This window comes from Streptomyces pallidus (ex Mingjun et al. 2026) (genome assembly GCF_051550185.1).
GTDB lineage: Bacteria > Actinomycetota > Actinomycetes > Streptomycetales > Streptomycetaceae > Streptomyces.
In genome coordinates, this window is the sequence record NZ_CP196181.1 from 5,839,428 (window position 1) to 5,855,553 (window position 16,126).

Below are 16,126 nucleotides of genomic sequence, written 5' to 3' on the forward strand. Positions count from 1 at the left end.
ATGAGGATGGCTGCCGTCGGCCTCTTCGCCGGCATGGCGCTGGCGTTCGCCGGCTACTTCGGGGGCTTCGGCGCGTTCCTGCTGGTCGCGGCGCTCGGTGCGGTCGGCTTCATCGCCGGCCGGTTCCTGGACGGGGATCTGGAACCCGGCGACTTCTTCCGCCCGCGCGACCGTGGCAGGTGAAGGTGAGCCGCCGATGAGCACACCGGCGAAGGACACTCCGCCGAAAGGCACCCGGCCGAAGGGCACCCGGTCGAAGGGCGGCCCGCAGGTCGGCCGGGTCCCGGCCGGCACGCCACCGGTCGGCGGGGACCAGGCCGGTGGCGTGCCGGCCCGGGTGCCGCCCGCCGAGCGGGGGGCCACCCACATCGCCGACCGGGTCGTGGCCAAGATCGCGGCCCAGGCGGCCCGGGAGGCGCTGGCCGTACGGCCGGGCGGGCCGCCCAGGGGCGCCGGGCCGGGGGGTGCGGCCCCGCCGCACGCCGCCGTGACCGTGCACCACGACATCGCGCGGGTCCGGGTGAGCCTGGAGCTCGGCTACCCGTCCGACCTCGCCGAGAGCTGCGCGGCCGTGCGCCGCCAGGTGGTCCGGCGCGTCGAGGACTGCGCCGGCATGGCCGTACCGGAGGTCGACATCGACATCGAGCACCTGCACTCCGCGCACATCCGCAGTGCCGCCGTACGGGACCGGAAACTGCGGTGACGGCCCCCGAACCGGCGGATCCGGCGACGGCCGGCCGCGGGGCGGGCGCGCGCGGGACGGGCAGCGGGAAGGGTCCCCGCGGGCGCGGTGGCCGCCGCCGCGGCGACCACGCCCCGGGCCGCCCGCCCCACGCCGGCCGGTTCTGGTCGGCCCGGCGGATTCCGGCCGCGCTCACCGCGCTCGTCCTGCTCGGGGCGGCGGGCCTGTTCCTCTACGACCTCGCCGCGGTACGGGCCGACCGACCCGGCATGCAGTGGCGCCGCTACCTCGCCGCCCGGCTGGCCGAGTACACGCCCGCCGACCCGGAGGTGCTCGTCGCCGCCGGGGTCCTCGTCGTGGCCGGGGCGGTCCTGCTGGTGCTGGCCCTCACCCCCGGGCTGCGCGGCGTGCTGCCGATGCTGCCCCCCGACGAGGGGGACGGCGCCGGGATCCGGGCCGGGCTCGGCCGGAAGGACGCCGCACTGGTGCTGCGGGACCGGGCCATGGAGGTGTCCGGGGTGCGGTCCGCGCGGGTGCGGGTGGGTCGCACCCGGGTCGCCGTGCGGGCCGCCTCGCACTTCCGCGAACTGGACGCCGTACGGGCCGACCTGGAGGCCGTACTCACCGTCGGCATCGGCGAACTGGGCCTCGCCCATCCGCCGCAGCCGCGGGTACGGGTCACCCGGGCCGCCGAAGGGAAGAGGTGAGCCCCGTGCTCCGGACAGTCAACCGGATTCTGCTCGGCCTGGTGGGGCTCGTCCTCCTCGCCGCCGGCGCGGGACTGCTGGCGGCGGCGCCGCCGCTCGGCGGCCGCCACGCCCCGCTGCTCGCGGCGCAGACCCGGCGCGAGCACTGGCAGGCCGGGGGCTGGTGGTGGGCCGTCGCCGCCGGACTGGCGCTGTGCGTGCTGCTCGCCCTGTGGTGGCTGCTGGCCCAACTGCGCCGCCCGCGGTTGCCGGCCGTGGTGGTCGACACCGGTGACGGGGAGTTCGCCGTGCTCCGGGGCCGCGCGCTGGAGGAGGCGGTGGCCGCGGAGGCCGGAGCCCTGGCCGGGGTCGCCCGCTGCCGCGTCGTACTGCGCGGTCGGCGCGGCGCGCCGAGCCTGCGGCTGGCCCTGGAACTGGAGCCGTACGCCGTCCCGGCCGATGCGCTGGCCGCGCTGGCCGGGCCGGTGCTCGGCCACGCCCGTACCTCGACGGGTCTCGCCGGGCTCCCGGCCGAGGCCCGGCTCCGCGTGCCCAGGCACCGTGCCAGCCGCGTCACCTGACGGCCCCGTGGCCCCCCGCCGACCGGGGCCCGGCGGGGCGGCCCGTCAGAAGCCGTGCCGGAAGCCGCCGTCGACCGGCAGCATCACACCCGTCAGGTACGAGGCCGCCGGCGACAGCAGGAACGCCGCGGTCCGGCCGAACTCCTCCGGGGTGCCGTAGCGGCCCAGCGGGATGTGGGCCTCGTTGGCCGCGCGGGCCGCCCGCACATCGCCCGACAGCGAGTCCAGCTCCCGCACCCGGTCCGTGTCGATCCGGGCCGGCAGCAGCCCGACCACCCGGATGCCCCGCGGCCCGAGCTCCACCGAGAGGGACTTGGCGAACCCGGCCAGCCCGGGCCGCAGGCCGTTCGAGATGGTCAGGCCGGGGATCGGCTCGTGGACCGACCCCGACAGGACGAACCCGATGACCCCGCCCTCGCCCAGTTCGGCCGCCGCCGCCCGGGCCAGGCGCACCGCGCCCAGGAACACCGCGTCGAACGCCTGCGCCCACTGCGCGTCGGTGGTGGTGGCCGCCGAGCCGGGCGCAGGGCCGCCGACGCTGACGAGGATGCCGTCGAAGCGGCCGAAGCGCTCCTTCGCCGTGGCGATGAGCCGGCCGGCGGCCTCCGGGTCGGCGTTGTCGGCCGCGACCCCCAGCGCGTTCGGGCCGAGCGCCGCAGCGGCCGCTGCGGCCCGCTCCTCGTCACGGCCCGACACCACGACGCGGGCGCCGTCCGCGGCGAGCTCGCGCGCGGAGGCGAAGCCCAGGCCGCGGGTGGCGCCGGTGACGATGTAGACACGGTCCTTCAGTCCAAGATCCATGTCCGACAACCTACGCCGTGCAGACCCGCACCGTAACGGGCTGCGCGTGCTGCGGTCCGCGTCACACCGTCGGAGCCGGCTCCCGCACGGGGGCATCGGCGGCGGCCGCCGCGGCCTGCCGGTCGCGCTTCTCCCGCCGTACGAGGACCAGCCAGCCCACCGGCACCGAGGCGGCGAACAGCCACCACTGCACCGCGTAGGCCATGTGCGCGCCGATCGAGTCGTGGTCGGGCTCGGCGACCGGCTCGGGCGTGCCGTCCGCCGGGGCCGGGGAGGCGAGCTCCAGGTAGCCGCCGAGGACGGGCCGGCCGAGGGACGCCGCCTGCTGCTCGCTGTTGATCAGCATGACCTGGCGGTCCGGCAGCCCCTTGCGGTCCTTGATGCCGCTGCCGCGGCTGGTCTCGTCGGCCTTCAGCCGGCCCGTGACCGTCACCTCGCCGGAGGGCGCGGCCGGCACCGGCGGGTAGGCGCGCGGGTCGTCGCCGCCCGCCACCCAGCCGCGGTTGACCAGCAGGACCCGGCCGTCGGCCAGCACGAGCGGGGTCACGACGTGGAAGCCGACCTTGTCGTTGTTGGAGGTGCGCATCCGGACGACCACCTCGTGCGCGGTGTCGTACGTACCGGTGGCGGTGACGGCCCGCCAGTAGTCGGACCGCGGGACCAGGTGTCCGGGGGAGGTCAGCTCGGTGACGGGCACCGGCTTCGCGGTCAGGTTGGTCGCGATCAGCTCGTTCTGGGCGACCCGGTGCTCGTGGCGGTGGTACTGCCAGAACCCCAGCTTGATCATCACGGGGATGAGGACGAGGGCGAAGAGGGTGAGGGTCACCCACTGCCGGGTCAGCACAAAGCGGTACACGCCCACGACGGTACCCCCAGCCGCGAGGACCCCGGCAGCCGGGTGGCCGTCCGGGGTCGGGAGCGGGTCGGAGGGAAGGACGGGTAGCGCGGGGTGGGGGAGGGGAGCCGACGGGGCGACAGGGGGTGGAAGGGGCGCGCGTCACACGCGGTCGACGATGCCCGCCTTTCCCTCGGCGCGGGCGCAGTGGGCGCCGCAGTACCACTGGCCCTGCACCTCCACGCCCTGCCCGATGATCTGTACCCGGCAGTGCTCGCAGATCGGCGCCATGCGGTGGATGGCGCAGGAGAAGCAGTCGAAGACGTGCACGGCGCCCTGCGCGTGCACCTCGAAGGACATGCCGTAATCGTTTCCGCAGACCTCACAACGTGCCATGCGCCACAGGGTGGGACCGCGGGGCGGGCCGGGGAAGCGGGCGCCGGGCGAGTCGCCCGACGCTCACCCGTCTGCCGCAGCCACGTCCCGCAGCAGCTGGGTGAAGGCCGCCTCGTCGACCACCGGTGTTCCGTAGGCCTTCGCCTTGACGGTCTTCGAGGTCGCCGAGTCGGGGTCGTTCGTCACGAGCAGGCTCGTGAGCCGCGACACACTCGTCGCGACGTGCAGACCCGCCTCGACCGCCCGGTCCTCCAACAGCTCGCGGTCGACCGAGGTGTCGCCCGAGAAGGCGACCCGCATGCCCTGCTTCAGCGGCTCGCCGTCCGTGTAGCGCCCCGGGTTGGGGTGCGGGCACGGCGGACGCTTGCGCGAGGGCCGCCAGCTGCTGCCGCGGTACGAGGCCTGGTGGCCGATCCGCGCGGTGGCGGGGGAGTCCGACCACTCCGTCAGCGGCCGGCACTCCAGCAGCGGCAGCCGCACCCCGCCCTGCGCGGCGGCGTGCAGCGAGGGGCGGAACGCCTCCGCCAGGACGCGGGCGTCGTCCAGGGCGTGGTGGGCGCGCTGCTGGACCACGCCGAAGTGCGCGGCGAGCGACTCCAGCTTGTGGTTGGGCAGCGGGAGGGCCAGCTCCTTCGACAGGGCGATGGTGCACAGCCGCTGACGGACCGGCGCGGTCCCGGCGGCCCGCGCGTACTCCCGGGCGATCATCTGCCAGTCGAACATGGCGTTGTGGGCGACCAGCACCCGGCCGTCGAGGCGCTCGGCGAACTCCTCGGCGACGTCCTTGAACAGGGGCGCCTCCTGGAGCATTTCGCTGGTCAGACCGTGGATCCAGACCGGGCCCGGATCGCGCTGGGGGTTGACCAGGGTGTACCAGTGGTCCTCCACGTTGCCCTGCGCGTCGAGCCGGTAGACGGCCGCGGAGACTATCCGGTCGTCGCGTGCGAGCCCGGTGGTCTCCACGTCGACGACCGCGTACCCCGTGGGGTACGCGGTCGGCCAGGTCGTCTCTGCGGTCGTACGGTCGTCGAGCATGGTCACAGAGGATACGGGCCCGCACCGACAGCCCGTTCCCCGCCGGGGTCGGATTCCGGCCGCGGCGGGGAGCCCGGTCCGCTGCCACCGGGCCCCAGGAGCGCGGTCACCAGGGCGCGTACGGAGAGCAGGAACAGCCGCTCCGGGTCGGCGGGGCGGGCCAGTGCCCGGGACAGGGCCGGGTCCGCGGGGGCCTGAAGGTCCCACAGCTCTCCCTCGGCCGGGGACTGGGCGGGGGAGCGCTCCCGGTTCCGCTCGACCAGGACGAAGCCCACCGCCTGGAACTGGACGGCCCGGACCGCGTCCGCCGCCCGCGCCCCACGCAGCCCCGCCGCGTGCACCTCGCGGACCAGCGCCTGCTGGGCGGGCAGGAACATCCGCTCGGTGAGCCCCCGCTCGTGCACCATCGCGATCAGGTGCGGGTGCGCCCGCAGCTCGCGGCGCAGGGCCAGGGCCACGGAGACGACCCGCTCGGTGGGGGTGCGGCCGACCGGCCGGATCGCGCCCATCTGGCGCACGGTGAGCTCGACGAGTGCGTCGAGGAGGGATTCGCGGTTGCCGACGTGCCAGTAGATGGAGGTCACCGCCGTGCCCAGCTCGGCGGCGAGCCGGCGCATGGTCAGGGCGGCCGGCCCGTGCTGCCTGACCAGGCGGGCGGCCGCCCGGAGCACCTCGTCGCGGGTGAGCGCGGACCTGGCCATGGGCGGTCGCCGCCAATCCGTGGCAAATCTGTCGCACCGTCAGTTTCGCTGTGTGCGGGGGTCTTTACCCTTCATCGGGGTCGGTGTAACTGTGTTACAGAACCTCCCCCGGACTCGTCCGGGGGACCCCAGAAGGGTGGTGCGAACCATGGCACGCGTACGGTACGGAGCGCGCACCGAGGCCGAGATCACGGCCTCGCGTGCGAGGAGCTCCAGCCTCCCCGACATCTGGTCCACCGGTGTGGTGGCCGTCTGGGAGACCGACCCCGACGTGGTGGCGGCGGTCCTGCCGCCCCCGCTGAAGCCCGCCGAACGGCCCCTGGTCCGGGCCACCGTCAGCCGGGTCGACCTGCCCGGCTACCCACTGGGCGCCGGGTCGGTGGCGGTCGCCGCCCGGCACGGCGGCGTCGACGGCTGGTACCCGCTGGTGATGCCCATGACCCACGAGCGCGCGCTGACCGGCGGCCGCGAGGTCTTCGGCGAGCCGAAGAAGCTGGGCGAGGTCGCCGTCGAGCGCGACGGGCTCGTCGTCCGGGCCTCGCTCGCCCGGCACGGCATCGCCTTCGTGGAGGTGCGCGGGGCGGTCGACCGGGAGCTGCCGCCGCCCGCACCGGCCCGCAGGACCGACTTCTACTTCAAGTTCCTGCCCGCGGTGGACGGCTCGGGCTTCGAGGACGATCCGGTGCTCGTGCACTGCACGCGCAACGAGAAGGTCCGCAAGCTGGAGCACGTCACCGGTGACATCGTCCTGCGCGAGTCGATGTTCGACCCCGTCGCCGACCTCGTCGTCCGCCGCACCGTCGAGATCACCATCGGCGAGAAGACCACCGACCAGCGGGGCCGCGCCGTCGAGCGGGTCAGCGCCCAGGCCCTCCTGCCCTACCTCCACCAGCGCTACGACGACCCCCAGCAGGCCTTCGACGGCCCGCCCGAAGGGAGCGCGTGAGATGCGGCTCGAAGCCGGCCAGACCGCCGTCGTCACCGGAGCCGCCAGCGGCATCGGACTCGCCATGGCCCGCAGCTTCGCCGCCGAGGGCCTCCGGGTCGTCCTCGGCGACGTGGAGGAGACCGCCCTGCACAAGGCCGCCGGCGAGCTCACCGCGGAGGGCGCCGAGGTGCTCCCCGTCCGCGTCGACGTCGGCGACCGCGAGGCCGTCCTCGCCCTCGCCGACACCGCGTACGAGGCCTTCGGTGCCGTCCACGTGCTCTGCAACAACGCCGGCGTCGGCTCCGGCGCCGAAGGCCGGATGTGGGAGCACGAACCCGCCGACTGGCAGTGGGCCTTCTCCGTCAACGTGTGGGGCGTCTTCCACGGCGTCCAGGCCTTCGTCCCCCGCATGATCGCCGCCGGCCACCCCGGCCACGTCGTCAACACCTCCTCCGGCGACGGCGGCATCGCCCCCCTGCCCACCGCCTCCGTCTACGCCGTCACCAAGGCGGCCGTGGTCACCATGACCGAATGCCTCTACGCCCACCTCAAGGCCGAGGGCGCACCCGTCGGCGCGTCCGTCCTCTTCCCCGGACCGCACATGCTCCGCACCGGACTGTGGGAGTCCCACCGCAACCGCCCCGAGCGGTACGCCAAGCAGCGGCCCCGCAGGACCCCGTACCGCACCCTCGACCAGTACGAGAGCGCCATGCGGGACGCCGGCCACGAGGTGCGGTTCACCCCCGTCGAGGAGGTCGCCGCCCACGTCGTCGACGGGATCCGCGCCGACCGCTTCTGGATGCTGCCGCCGAGCGAACACAGCGACCGCCAGATCCGCGCCCGGTCGCAGTCCATGCTCGACCGCGCCGATCCCGCCTACCTGGAGAACTTCATCCTCGACTGAGGAGCCACCGTTGAGCGACCGTGCCAGCGACAGCGCGTACGACGACCCGTACCTGGTCATCTCCTCCGACTGCCACGCCGGACTGCCCACCGAGCGGTACCGCCCCTACCTCGACCCCCGCTTCCACCGCGCGTTCGACGAGTTCCTCGACCAGCGCGACGCCCGCCGCGAGGAGGCCACCCGCCTCGGCATCCGCAACGAGGCCTTCGCCGCGAAGTGGTTCCACGACCACGAGGAGGGCCTCAAGGGCGGCTGGGACACCGTCCGGCGACTCAAGGAACTCGACGGCGACGGGGTGGCCGCCGAGGTCGTCTTCCCCGACGCCGACGCCGTGGACAGCCAGACCGCCGCGCCCTTCGGCGTGGGCCTCGGACTCTCCGGCGACCAGGACCCCGAGCTCGGCATGGCCGGGGCCCGGGCGCACAACCGCTGGCTCGCCGAGTTCGTCTCCGAGCACCCCGAACGCCACTGCGGGGTGGCCCTGCTGCCCGTCACCGGCGACCCCGACCAGGTCGTCGCGGAGATCCACCGGGCCAAGGAGTCCGGCCTGGGCGCCCTGATGATCCCCTCCATGTGGGTCGACAGGGCCCCGTACCACGACCGCCGCTACGACCCGGTCTGGGCGGCCGCCGCCGCGACCGGCATGCCGGTCGTCACCCACTCCGGGGCCGCGCCCCGCCACGAGTACGGCGACCACCTCGGGATCTACGTCTCCGAGGTCACCTGGTGGCCCGCCCGCCCGCTGTGGTTCCTGCTCTGGTCCGGGGTCTTCGAACGGCACCCGGGGCTCAGGTTCGGCATCGCCGAGGCCGGCTGCTGGTGGCTGCCCAACCAGCTGTGGTTCATGGACCGGCTCTACCTCGGCGCCCACGGCGGCAAGAAGCTCAGCCCGTTCGCCGAGCTGAAGCGGCCGCCCAGCGAGTACCTGGACCGGCAGGTGTTCATCTGCGCGACCAACACCAAGCGGCGCGAACTCGCCCAGCGGTACGAGATCGGCGTGGACAACATCCTGTGGGGCTCCGACTTCCCGCACCCCGAAGGCACCTGGCCCGCCACCCGGCAGTGGCTCCGCGACACCTTCCACGACATCCCCGTCGCCGAGACCCGCCGGATGCTGGGCCTGGCCGCCGCCGAGGCCTTCGGCTTCGACACGGCGAAGCTCGCCCCGACCGCCCGCCGCATCGGCCCCACCCCGGCGGACCTCGGCCAGCCCGCGGACCAGGCCGCGGTCGAGGCGTCCTGGGCCCGCTCCCGCGAGACCGGCCGGCACTGGCTGACCGGCGGCGACTTCCCCGTCCTGGGGGTGGCGCCGTGACGCAGGACCGCTACACGGTGATCTCCGCGGACTGCCACGCGGGCGCCGACCTCCTCGACTACAAGCCGTACCTGGAGAAGCGCCACCACGACGACTTCGACGCCTGGGCCGCCGGCTACGTCAACCCGTACGAGGACCTCCTCGCCGACACCGCCGACCGCAACTGGGACTCCGACCGGCGGCTGGCCGACCTGGAGGCCGACGGCATCGTCGCCGAAGTGGTCTTCCCCAACACCATCCCGCCGTTCTTCCCCAGCGCCTCCCTGATGGCCCCGGCACCGACCCGGGCCGAGTTCGAACAGCGCTGGGCCGGCCTGCGCGCGCACAACCGCTGGCTCGCCGACTTCTGCGCGCGGGCCCCCGGCCGCCGCGCGGGCGTGGCGCAGATCCTGCTGAACGACGTCGACGAGGCGGTACGGGAGGTCCGCCGCACGAAGGAGGCCGGCCTGACCGGCGGCATCCTGCTCCCCGGAGCCCCGCCCGGCAGCGGCGTCCCGGAGCTGTACGCGCAGGCCTACGACCCGATCTGGGCGGTCTGCGACGAGCTGGACGTGCCCGTCAACCACCACGGCGGCTCCGCCTCGCCGCCGCTGGGGGACGAACCGGCCGCCCGCGCGGTGTTCATGGTGGAGACCACCTGGTTCTCCCACCGCGCCCTGTGGCACCTGGTCTTCGGCGGGGCCTTCCGCCGCCACCCCGGCCTGAAACTGGTCCTGACCGAGCAGGGATCCGGCTGGATCCCGGGCGTGCTCGACATGCTGGACTACTACCACGGCCGACTGGTGGCAGCTGCGTCCACCGCGGAGTCCAAGTTCGGCGCCGGGCTGGCCGAGGCCATGGGGAGGGGGCCGAGCGAGGTCTGGCGGGACAACTGCTTCGTGGGCGCCAGCTTCATGCGGCCGCACGAGGTACCGCTGCGCCACCGGATCGGCCTCGACAAGATCATGTGGGGCTGCGACTACCCCCACGACGAGGGCACCACGCCGTACTCCCGCGAGGGCCTGCGCATCGCGTACGCGGGCCTGCCGCGGGAGGAGGTCGCGGCGATGGTCGGCGGCAACGCGGCCCGCGTCTACGGCTTCGACCCGGCGCTGCTGGACGCGCTCGCGGCGAAGCACGGGCCGACGGTCGCGGAGATCGCCGAGCCCCTGCCGGAGCCCCCGCCGGACGCCACCAGCCCGGCCTTCGCCCGCGGGGGCTCGGTCCGGGTCTGGTGACGAACGGCTCCCGCCGGGCGGCTCAGCCCCACCGCACGAGCCGCTCCGGCGGGAAGGCCTCGGCCCCGTTGACCGCCATATCGCCGACCACCTCGATCACGATGTGCTCCGCATCGGCGAGCGGGGCGAGGTCCACGGGCCCCTCGGCCCGGTAGACGGTGAGGCGCTCGAAGCGGGGGAGCCCGGCGAGGGGCCGCAGTGAGCCGCCGACCGTGCACCGGCTCAGCGACAGGCGGGTCAGTCCCTCGAGGTGGGTCAGCCGGTCCGGTTCGACCGCCGCCTCGGCGATGTCCAGGCCGGTCAGTGCCGGGCGGGGGCGGTGCGCCACGAGCTGCCGCACGTGGGCGTCGCCGCATATGGCCAGGCTGCTGAGCTTCTGCCAGCGGTCCAGTCCGTCGAGTGCGAGGTCGCGGGCGCCCAGCCCGAGGGACAGCGACTGCAGGCCCTCCGACACCGGAAGTTCGCCGACCCGGTCCACCGGGGGCCGGTAGCCGAGCCCCAGGTGTTCGAGGGCGAGCGGACGCAGCGGGTCCATCGACAGGCCGTCCCGCAGCAGGTAGAGGCTCAGGTTGCGCAGCGGGAGATCGGCCAGCGGCCCGAGGTCGCGGATGTTCGGGCACGTCGACAGGCCGAGGAAGTCGAGGCGGTCCATGCCGCGCAGCGGGGCGAGATCGTCGAGGGCGTCGTTGCGGTAGACGAACAGCCACTCGAGGTCCCGGCGCTGCTCCAGCACCGCTCGCAGGCCGGGAGCCCAGTGCATGTTCACCCGCTTGAGGTGGGTGAGACGGTGGAGCTGCGCGGCCTGTTCGGCCGCGTTCACCAACAGGTTGGCCTCGCCCAGGTCGGCGTCGCCCAGTACCGCCTGCGCGTACTCGGCGGCGTCGAAGCGGCCCCAGCTCTCGGAGAGGGCCTGCGCCACCCGGATGCGCCCGTCCGACCGGAACCGGGCGATGACCTCCATGGCCCGGGGGCCGCCGACCCCCGCAGCGGTGAGGACGACCGCCTCGGCCGTGGCGGCGTCCAGGCCGTCGCCGTGGGGCAGCAGCTCCAGGACGAGTTCCCCCGCCTTTGCCAGCTCCTCGGCCTGGCGGCGGCTGCGCGGCGGGAGGAGTTCGGCGGTGCGGGACTGGATCTCGCGGCGGAGGGACGGGTCCAGTTCCGGGGCGTGTTCCAGGCAGGCCGCGGCCAGCAGGACCAGCCGGTTGCGGGCGCCCTTGACCTTGTCCGCGCGCTTCAGCAGCCCCCGCAGGATGCGGGTCCGTTCGTCCGGCCGCGCGTGGCCCACGGCCATGCGGACCACGTCGTCCCAGGTGTCGTCCTGCGCGTTCTTCACCAGCACGCCGAAGTCCCGGGACTCCACCGCCGCCTTGGCGCCCAGGTAGTCCTGGAACGTGCGGTGGACGAAGTCCACCGCACCCGGCACCGGCTCGCGCAGCAGCCCGCTGCGGATCAGCAGGTGCGCGAACACCTGTTCCGCACCCGCCTGCTCGCGGACCTGCGGCATGCCCTCCAGCCACTCCTCCACCAGTTCGACGGCCTCGTCGCGGCCCGCCTCGACCTGACCGTTGCGGATCAGCCAGTAGGCGAACCGCTGGAGCAGCACGATCTGTTCGTCCCGGGTGAGGTCGACCCCCTCGACCCCGGCTATCTCCCGCTCCGTGTCCCGCCGGACCAGCAGCATGTCCAGCGCGGCGTCGTACAGCTCCTTGCGGGCGCGGGGGAGCTGCATCCGCCGGTCCCGGTTCAGGGCGCACAGCAGGGCGCACATCAAGGGGTTGGTGGCCAGCCGGCCCAGGTCCCGGCGGGCGGAGACCGCTTCCCGCAGGGAGGCCTCGTACGCGTCGAAGTCCTCTCCGGTGGGGCCGGCTTCGGCGCGGGCCGCCGCGTGCCAGTGCGCGATGAACGCGGCCACGTCCTCGCGCTCCATCGGCAGCAGCGAGTGCGGTACGAAGCCCTGCCCGGCGAGCCAGTCCTCGGGGACCGCCGAGGGGCGGGTGGTCACCACGTACCGCGCCTTCGGGAAGGCCGAGACGAGGGAGCGCAGCCAGGTCTCCGTACGGCTGCGCAGGCGCTGCGGGACCTCGTCCACGCCGTCGACCAGGACCAGGGCCCGGCCGCCGAGCATCAGCTCCTCGACCCACCCGGGCGGGGCCGACAGCGGCACCCCCGAGGCCTTGAGGAACTCCTCCGGCAGCGGCAGGTTCTCGGCGGTGGTGAACGCGCGCAGCCGCAGGACGAACGGGACGCAGGTGCTCCAGGGGCCGCCGCTCCGCCGGGCCGCGTGCAGCGCCAGCCACTGGACCAGGGTGCTCTTGCCGGAGCCGGCCGGTCCGCGCAGCAGAACCCGGTCGGCCGCCCCGAGGGCGTGTTCCGCCTTGACGGTGGTCCGGTGCACTCCCGGTTCGCCGGGCAGCATCGGCTGCTGCTCGCCGCTCACCGCGAGGCTGATGTACGCGAGGTCCAGCGGCCATTCCTCCCGCCGCCGACCGGTGGTCAGGCCGAACAGCTGGATCCGCCCGTGGGTGTCGGCCACGTAGCGCGCGTACCGCTCCTCGAAGGCGTGGGCGGTAGCGGCGACCCGGTCCGCCCCGTCGGCCCGCTCCGCCAGCCGGTGCACCGTGCGCTGCAACTCGCCCGTGCGGCGTACGAGTTCCACATCGGCGCGGGCCCCGAAGGACGGGAGGGTCGTCAGGTACTCCGCGGCGTGGACGCACACCAGCCGGATCAGGTCCCGGCAGGCGGCCTCGGCGGCCGGGCCCAGGCCCGCGGCGGCCGGCACGGGCACCTTCGCCGCCAGCTCCGACGGGTCGAGGTCCGCCGCGAAGAGGGCGTCGGCGTCGAGCCGGCCCGCTCCGGCGAAGGCGTCGGTGACCGCGTCGAGCGCGGCCAGTCGTTCGTGCTCCGGCAGTCGGGACACGGCTTCGCCCAGCCGGTCCGCGAGCCGCTCGGCGAGCCGACGCAGCTCCGGTCCGCCGAGTTCCGTCGGCCGCTGCCAGTGCGGCACCGGTCGAACCGGCCGGTCCGTGAGTCCTGCGCCGGGCACCTGCCCGAGCCGTGAGCTCCACAGGCGGCTCGCCGCCGCTCCCGCCGCCCGTAAGGCGGCCGTTTCGAGTCCTGTCACGCGTCCTCCCCCTTGTACCCGGGGTAACCCCATCGGATACTGATCGGTAACAACCCCTAGCGGCACCCCGGAACTCGCCCTAAGGTGCGCCCATGCCAAATCTGCCCGATGTCGTGCTGTGGTCCATACCCGCCTTCGTGCTGCTCACCGTGATCGAGGTGGTGAGCTACCGGATCCATCCCGACGAGGACGCCGCCGGGTACGAGACCAAGGACGCCGTCACCAGCCTCACCATGGGCATCGGCAGTATCTTCTTCGACTTCCTGTGGAAGATCCCGGTCGTCGCCATCTACACCGCGGTCTACGAACTGACCCCGCTGCGGGTGCCGTTCCTGTGGTGGACCTTCCTGCTGATGCTGTTCGCCCAGGACTTCTTCTACTACTGGCAGCACCGCGGGCACCACGTCATCCGGATCCTGTGGGCCTGCCACGTCGTCCACCACAGCAGCCGGAAGTTCAACCTCACCACCGCGCTGCGCCAGCCGTGGACCAGCGCCACCTCCTGGCCGTTCTACCTGCCGATGATCGCCCTCGGCGTGCACCCGGCGGCCGTCGCCTTCTGCTACTCGGTCAACCTCCTCTACCAGTTCTGGATCCACACCGAGCGCATCGACAAGCTGCCCCGCCCCGTCGAGTACGTCTTCAACACCCCCTCCCACCACCGCGTCCACCACGCCTCCCAGGGCGGCTACCTCGACCGCAACTTCGGCGGGATCCTGATCATCTGGGACCGGATGTTCGGCTCGTGGGTCCCCGAGGAGGACAAGCCCGTCTTCGGGCTGACGAAGAACATCGACACCCACAACCCGCTGCGCGTCGCCACCCACGAGTACGCCGCCATCGCCCGCGACGTGCGCGCCGCGCGCAGCTGGCGCGAGCGCGCCGGTCGGGTCTTCCGCGGCCCCGGCTGGCAGCCCGCCGCCACCCCCGCCAGCGCCCCCGCCGCCGCCCCCGCCGCTGAGGCCGCCGCTGAGGCCGCCTGCGCGGCGCCCGCCCCGGAGCGGGCCGCGTGAGCGCCGCCGCCTCCGCGGCCGCTGGACCGGGCACCCACGGAACGGGCGCGGGCGCGGGCACGGGCGCGGGTGGCGGCGGCGCGGCTTCCGCGGCCCGCGCCGCCGCCGGCCGGGTGCTGCTCGCGGCCTTCGCCGCCGCCACCGCCGCCGACCTCGTGTCGCTGCTCGCCGACTGGCACCCCGGCCACGTGGTCTTCAAGCCGCTGCTGATGCCGCTGCTCATCGCGTACGCCGTCACGCGCCGGGCCACGCGGCTGCTGCTCGCGGCCCTGGTGTTCGGCTGGGGCGGCGACCTGACCCTGCTCTTCGACGCCGAGCCCGCCTTCCTCGTCGGCATGGGCTCCTTCGCCGCGGGGCACGTCTGCTACCTCGTCCTCTTCGGCCCGGGCCGGACGCAGCCCGCCCTGGCCGCCGGCTACGCCGCCGCCCTGCTCGGCACCGTCGGGCTGCTGTGGGGCGACCTGCCGGCCGACCTGCGGATCCCGGTCGCCTGCTACAGCCTGCTGCTCACCGCCATGGCCTGCCGGGCGGGCGTGTTCGGCCTGCGCGCGGGCGTCGGCGGGGCGCTGTTCCTGCTGTCCGACTCGCTGATCGCGAGCGGGGTCGCCGCCTGGCCGCAGCTGCCCCGCCCCGACTTCTGGATCATGGCGACCTACGCGGCGGCCCAGTACCTGCTGACGACCGGTGCACTCGATCGCGGTCGGACAGGCGTACGGTAGGGAAGCTGTATCGGCCAACGATGGCCGGATTCCCCCCGCACCCCGACCCGGAGGCTGTACCAGCATGCGCGCCACCGTCATCCACGCCCCGTTCGACATACGCGTGGAGGAGGTTCCCGACGCGGCGGTCCAGCACCCCGGGGACGCCGTCGTCCGCGTCCTGCGCGCCTGCATCTGCGGCAGCGACCTGTGGGCCTACCGCGGCGAGGCCCAGCGGCAGCCCGGCCAGCGCATCGGCCACGAGTTCCTCGGCATCGTGGAGGAGACCGGCTCCGAGGTGTCGGGGCTGCGGGCCGGCGACCTGGTCGTCGCGCCGTTCATGTGGTCGGACGGCACCTGCGAGTTCTGCTCCGAGGGCCTGTTCACCTCGTGCCTGCACGGCGGGTTCTGGGGCTCGGTCGGCCACGACGGCGGCCAGGGCGAGGCCGTCCGCGTCCCGCACGCCGACGGCACCCTGGTGAAGCTGCCCGCCGCGGCCGCCTCCGACGACCACCTGCTGACCGCACTGCTCGCGCTGTCCGACGTGATGGGCACCGGGCACCACGCGGCGCTGGGCGCGGGTGTCCGCCCGGGCTCCACCGTGGCCGTCGTCGGCGACGGCGCGGTCGGTCTGTGCGGTGTCCTCGCGGCGAAGCGGCTGGGCGCCGAGCGGATCATCGCCCTGGGCCGGCACGCGGCCCGTACCGACATCGCCAAGCTCTTCGGGGCCACGGACGTGGTCGCCGAGCGCGGCGAGGCCGCGGAGGCCGCGGTGCGCGAGCTCACCGGCGGGCGGGGCGCGCACTCCGTCATCGAGGCGGTCGGCACCGAGCAGTCGATGCGCACGGCCGTCAACATCACCCGCGACGGCGGCGCCGTCGGCTACGTGGGCGTCCCGCACGGCAGCGGTACCGGCCTCGACCTCGGCGTGATGTTCGACCGCAACATCAGCCTGCGCGGCGGCGTGGCCCCGGTGCGCGCGTACATCCCGGAGCTCCTGGAGGACGTGCTGAGCGGCGCGATCGACCCGGCGCCCGTCTTCGACCGCGGCGTCGGCCTGGACGAGGTCCCGGACGGCTACCGCGCGATGGACGACCGCACCGCCCTCAAGGTGATCATCAAGCCCTGACGCCCCGGACGACGCGGGGGCCGGCCGGGGATCGCTCCCCGACCGGCCCCGTGCCACCGGTGTGCGGTGGGCCGTCGGCGGTGG

At 74.5% G+C, this 16,126-nt stretch carries 17 protein-coding genes; 11 read left to right on the forward strand and 6 right to left on the reverse strand.

The genetic code is table 11. From position 1 onward, the window contains the following. The 4 genes from ACSHWO_RS25875 to amaP are packed head-to-tail and all read left to right on the forward strand — an operon-like array spanning position 1 to position 1,949. A complete protein-coding gene (locus ACSHWO_RS25875; RefSeq protein WP_385806939.1) occupies positions 1-183 on the forward strand; it encodes a hypothetical protein in 183 nt (60 codons plus the stop codon). A gap of 13 nt (positions 184-196) precedes the next feature. Further along, positions 197-703 carry a hypothetical protein gene (locus tag ACSHWO_RS25880; RefSeq protein WP_438315373.1) on the forward strand — a complete coding sequence of 169 codons (507 nt, stop codon included), beginning with the start codon at positions 197-199 and terminating at the stop codon, positions 701-703. Next, positions 700-1,389, forward strand: a complete 690-nt coding sequence (locus tag ACSHWO_RS25885; protein WP_438315376.1) for a DUF6286 domain-containing protein — start codon at positions 700-702, stop codon at positions 1,387-1,389. The genes ACSHWO_RS25880 and ACSHWO_RS25885 overlap by 4 nt, the downstream gene beginning before the upstream one ends. Continuing rightward, positions 1,386-1,949 (forward strand): alkaline shock response membrane anchor protein AmaP, encoded by a 564-nt coding sequence (amaP, locus tag ACSHWO_RS25890; RefSeq protein WP_438315378.1) that lies wholly within the window; start codon positions 1,386-1,388, stop codon positions 1,947-1,949. Before ACSHWO_RS25885 ends, amaP begins: the two co-directional genes overlap by 4 nt. A 45-nt stretch (positions 1,950-1,994) precedes the next feature. Here the strand turns inward: amaP and ACSHWO_RS25895 are convergent, their stop codons facing one another. From ACSHWO_RS25895 to ACSHWO_RS25915, 5 genes are all read right to left on the reverse strand, one after another. Continuing rightward, positions 1,995-2,750: an SDR family oxidoreductase gene (locus ACSHWO_RS25895; protein WP_385806970.1), complete on the reverse strand. Its 756-nt coding sequence runs from the start codon at positions 2,748-2,750 to the stop codon at positions 1,995-1,997. Between the two features lie 61 nt (positions 2,751-2,811). Next, positions 2,812-3,606: an SURF1 family cytochrome oxidase biogenesis protein gene (locus ACSHWO_RS25900; protein ID WP_438315381.1), complete on the reverse strand. Its 795-nt coding sequence runs from the start codon at positions 3,604-3,606 to the stop codon at positions 2,812-2,814. Between the two features lie 141 nt (positions 3,607-3,747). Next, on the reverse strand, positions 3,748-3,981 hold the full coding sequence (locus ACSHWO_RS25905; protein ID WP_361087638.1) for a hypothetical protein: 234 nt from the start codon (positions 3,979-3,981) through the stop codon (positions 3,748-3,750). 63 nt (positions 3,982-4,044) lie between these two features. Beyond that, positions 4,045-5,016, reverse strand: a complete 972-nt coding sequence (locus ACSHWO_RS25910; protein ID WP_361087635.1) for a DEDDh family exonuclease — start codon at positions 5,014-5,016, stop codon at positions 4,045-4,047. 2 nt (positions 5,017-5,018) lie between these two features. After that, complete coding sequence (locus ACSHWO_RS25915; RefSeq protein WP_404243052.1) at positions 5,019-5,717, reverse strand: TetR/AcrR family transcriptional regulator; 699 nt, start codon at positions 5,715-5,717, stop codon at positions 5,019-5,021. Between the two features lie 148 nt (positions 5,718-5,865). Between ACSHWO_RS25915 and ACSHWO_RS25920 the strand changes: the two genes are divergently transcribed. The 4 genes from ACSHWO_RS25920 to ACSHWO_RS25935 are packed head-to-tail and all read left to right on the forward strand — an operon-like array spanning position 5,866 to position 10,081. Continuing rightward, complete coding sequence (locus tag ACSHWO_RS25920) at positions 5,866-6,663, forward strand: acetoacetate decarboxylase family protein (protein WP_385806996.1); 798 nt, start codon at positions 5,866-5,868, stop codon at positions 6,661-6,663. A 1-nt stretch (position 6,664) separates the two neighbouring features. Beyond that, positions 6,665-7,549 (forward strand): SDR family NAD(P)-dependent oxidoreductase, encoded by an 885-nt coding sequence (locus ACSHWO_RS25925; protein WP_438315386.1) that lies wholly within the window; start codon positions 6,665-6,667, stop codon positions 7,547-7,549. Between the two features lie 10 nt (positions 7,550-7,559). Next, the gene (locus ACSHWO_RS25930; RefSeq protein ID WP_438315389.1) at positions 7,560-8,864 is read left to right on the forward strand and encodes an amidohydrolase family protein; all 1,305 of its coding nucleotides are present in this window, start codon (positions 7,560-7,562) and stop codon (positions 8,862-8,864) included. Beyond that, the gene (locus ACSHWO_RS25935) at positions 8,861-10,081 is read left to right on the forward strand and encodes an amidohydrolase family protein (protein WP_438315392.1); all 1,221 of its coding nucleotides are present in this window, start codon (positions 8,861-8,863) and stop codon (positions 10,079-10,081) included. Before ACSHWO_RS25930 ends, ACSHWO_RS25935 begins: the two co-directional genes overlap by 4 nt. Before the next feature lie 22 nt (positions 10,082-10,103). Here the strand turns inward: ACSHWO_RS25935 and ACSHWO_RS25940 are convergent, their stop codons facing one another. Continuing rightward, positions 10,104-13,202 carry an NACHT domain-containing protein gene (locus ACSHWO_RS25940; protein WP_438315395.1) on the reverse strand — a complete coding sequence of 1,033 codons (3,099 nt, stop codon included), beginning with the start codon at positions 13,200-13,202 and terminating at the stop codon, positions 10,104-10,106. Between the two features lie 92 nt (positions 13,203-13,294). Here ACSHWO_RS25940 and ACSHWO_RS25945 point away from each other — a divergent pair, with 92 nt between their 5' ends. The 3 genes from ACSHWO_RS25945 (at position 13,295) to ACSHWO_RS25955 (ending at position 16,042) form a co-directional block, all read left to right on the forward strand. Beyond that, positions 13,295-14,215, forward strand: coding sequence for a sterol desaturase family protein (locus ACSHWO_RS25945; RefSeq protein ID WP_438315398.1), 921 nt, complete (start codon positions 13,295-13,297; stop codon positions 14,213-14,215). Next, a complete protein-coding gene (locus ACSHWO_RS25950) occupies positions 14,212-14,934 on the forward strand; it encodes a lysoplasmalogenase (protein ID WP_438315401.1) in 723 nt (240 codons plus the stop codon). Before ACSHWO_RS25945 ends, ACSHWO_RS25950 begins: the two co-directional genes overlap by 4 nt. 64 nt (positions 14,935-14,998) lie before the next feature. After that, positions 14,999-16,042, forward strand: a complete 1,044-nt coding sequence (locus tag ACSHWO_RS25955) for a zinc-dependent alcohol dehydrogenase family protein (protein ID WP_361087610.1) — start codon at positions 14,999-15,001, stop codon at positions 16,040-16,042. Positions 16,043-16,126 lie beyond the last annotated feature (84 nt).